The sequence below is a fragment of the uncultured Kiloniella sp. genome (assembly GCF_937128705.1).
In the GTDB taxonomy this organism is placed as follows: Bacteria; Pseudomonadota; Alphaproteobacteria; order Kiloniellales; family Kiloniellaceae; genus Kiloniella.
The window spans coordinates 1-3099 of record NZ_CAKZMP010000260.1 but is presented as its reverse complement, the minus strand read 5'-3'; the positions used below and the strand labels follow the sequence as shown (position 1 = coordinate 3099).

At 41.6% G+C, this 3099-nt stretch carries 2 protein-coding genes and 1 pseudogene; 1 reads left to right on the top strand and 2 read right to left on the bottom strand.

Annotated features, from left to right (window positions below; all coding sequences use genetic code 11):
- Positions 1–192: 192 nt before the first annotated feature.
- Positions 193–1146: a nucleoside hydrolase gene (locus tag Q0241_RS13300; RefSeq protein WP_299378266.1), complete on the bottom strand. Its 954-nt coding sequence runs from the start codon at positions 1144–1146 to the stop codon at positions 193–195.
- Between the two features lie 4 nt (positions 1147–1150).
- Positions 1151–2047, bottom strand: a complete 897-nt coding sequence (locus Q0241_RS13295; RefSeq protein ID WP_299378264.1) for a ribokinase — start codon at positions 2045–2047, stop codon at positions 1151–1153.
- Between the two features lie 439 nt (positions 2048–2486).
- Between Q0241_RS13295 and Q0241_RS13290 the strand changes: the two are divergent.
- Positions 2487–3099, top strand: a pseudogene (locus Q0241_RS13290) (4-hydroxyphenylpyruvate dioxygenase); the annotation flags it as partial.

The window sequence follows — 3099 nt, the reverse complement described above, 5'->3', positions numbered from 1 at the left end:
CTAAAACTCCCTAAGTTGGGAGTTATGAATCACAAAAAGTCATACACAGCAAGATATGGAATTGGGTTCACACCCTAGTAAAATTTTGTAATTATTATTCCCTTAATAAGGGAACAAGCCAAAGGCGTCATCAATAATGATAACGCCTTTGGTTATTTACGAATGATAGCAAGAAATATTTACTTGCAAATTTTAGTCGGCGAACTTGGCAATTGTCCCTAAAACTTCGCCTTTTGTTTCTGTATCTTTGACGTGCATTAAAATCTTGTGGTTACGACAACCATCCCATTCAGTTGAAGGTCCGGGGTGCCCTTTTGGTTTAATCAAGGTTTGCCCAAAAGCTGGTCCTTCGCAACTTACGCGCACAGCTGCTTCTATTGATTCAAAAAGTTCTGGATTTACATAGTATGCCGTTGCACAGGGGTCATGGAAATAACACCCATCAATTCCAAATGCGCCATTATAGAACTTGAAATATAAATCGGCAGCATCAAGCAAAAAACCACCAATTCTAGGTACTTTTTGAGCGAGTTCTTCAGCTTCTTTTCTGTGTAAGGTAACTTGATGGGTAACATCAAGCCCCGCCATGACCATGGGCCAGTCAGCCCGAAATACGATATCCGCCGCATGGGGATCGTTGAATATGTTCGCTTCAGCAACGGCAGAAACGTTACCATATTCTTTGGCCGCACCGCCCATAATAATGACTTCTTTAACTAAGGGGGCAATATCTGGTGCCATACGAAGCGCCATCGCCAAATTTGTTAAAGGTCCAACGGCAATAATGGTTACTTCGCCCGGCTGTTTGCGTACTGCATCAATTATGAACTGCGGAGCATATATTTTTTCAATAGTACCCTTGGGATCAGGCAAGTTAATATCGCCAAAACCATCGGCCCCGTGAATAAAATCAGGGAAACCTTTGTGAGGTGCCACAAGAGGACCAGAAGCACCTTGAAAAACGGGAATATCCTGACCAGCCATTTCCACCAGAATTTTTGCGTTCTTGGCGGCGGTTTCTACTGGAACGTTTCCAAAAACAGTCGTCAAACCAATCAGGTTAATTTCAGGATGATAAAGGGCATGATGTATTGCAAAAGCATCATCAATCCCGGGATCGGTATCAAAAATAACAGGATTTTTCATTTTATTAATCACTTATTGTCTCTAAAAATTGTTTCACCTCGGCAGAGGTTGGAATGGCAACTGAAGCGCCGGGTTTTGTCACCGCTAATGCCGAAGCAGCACTGGCCCTTAACATCGCGTCTTTTAAAGATAATTCTTGTGAAATAGAGGATAGTATATATCCGACGAAGGTATCTCCCGCCCCTGTTGTATCAACGGCCTCAACTTTAAACGACGGAACTTCAATTGTTTCGTTTGCAGAATAGCAAATGGCACCTTGTGTACCTCTGGTTATAATTACCACTGGGCAAAGTTCGGCAAGTTTGCTCAAATCTCCCTGACACTTTGTTTTTGCAAGTTCTTCTGCTTCCAGATCATTTACAATCAACAAATCCACGAGATCATAATCGATTTCTTTTGCTGCACCGTCAAAGGGCGCAGGATTAACAGCAATACGGGCACTCTTTTCTTTAGCCAGTGAAATCATCTTATCCAGATTAGGCATTTCGTTTTGAAAAAGGACCCAACTTCCTTTTTCAACATCTGTTAGCTTGCCAGATAAACTATTCATACTGAGCTCATGATTAGCGCCTGCAAAAAGTAAGATACAGTTTTCTGCATTATCATCGACCTGAATTAAAGCATGTCCCGTTGCAACAGATCCAACTTCGATCGATGATGTATCAACTTTTGAAGATTTCAGTTCTTCTATAATCCAGGTATGGTCATCACCAATCACGCCAATATGCTTCACAACCTCACCTGCTCTTGCCAAGGCAACAGACTGATTAGCGCCTTTCCCCCCGAGAACTCGTTGATAAGACTTGCTTGATAACGTTTCACCCGGTTTCACAAAATAAGGAACTCGATAGACGTGATCGACGTTTATCGAACCAATGTTGGTAATTGTATTGTGCTTCACGAAACTCTTTCTGAATAATGCAATAGTTAGCTGATCATACACAGGTCAATAAAAGTCCGACAATAATTTTCTGGCTGGTAAAATTTTTGGATTTCATCCTGTTTAAACAACCAACCAACGTCTTGGAATATTATCACCGATATCCCTTGTTATTATTGACTATCAAACTACTTATCAATATAATTTCAAATGAAACTATCCTCTTATTCAACTTAACCAAGGGTTACACACGATGAAGAAGTATCACCGTATAAAAACGACCCTTAGTTATGCTGTTTGTGCTTTTCGCCTGATGGCACGCACAAAAATTCTTGCCCCCTATATAGTAATGACAATAGGGCAAACTCTATCCAATGAAAACAGAGGCTTATCCAGAGGATCCCCTCAGTAACAAAGTTAGAAACACCCTAATTTTGATTACTTTCTATGGATAAAAAAGATGACCACAATGAACAAAATGGCTGAACGTTCAGATTTGTTTGATAACCCTATGGGTCTGAATGGCTTTGAATTCGTAGAGTTCGCGGCCCCCGATCCACAGGTTCTGATTGATCTATTTACAACAATTGGGTTTACCCTTGTTGCAAGACATCGTTCTAAAGATGTTGATCTCTATCGTCAGGGCAACACGAACTTTATTCTCAACAAAGAGAAAAACAGTCCGGCCTATTATTTTGCAGAAGAGCACGGCCCTTCCCCCTGTGGTATGGCGTTCAGAGTGGATAACGCACACCAAGCTTATAATAGAGCTCTAGAACTCGGCGCGCAGCCACTGGATATTCCTTGCGGTCCAATGGAACTCAAACTTCCAGCTATCAAAGGCATTGGCGGCGCACCCGTCTATTTAATTGATCGATACGAAGATGGGTCCAGTATTTACGATATCGATTTTGAGTACTTACCGGGTGTTGAGAAAAATCCTGTTGGGTATGGCATGGATATCATCGATCACCTTACCCATAATGTATATCGTGGTCGCATGGCCTATTGGGCCGAGTTTTATGAGAAGTTCTTCAACTTCAAAGAAATTCGTTTCTTTGATATTAAGGGCG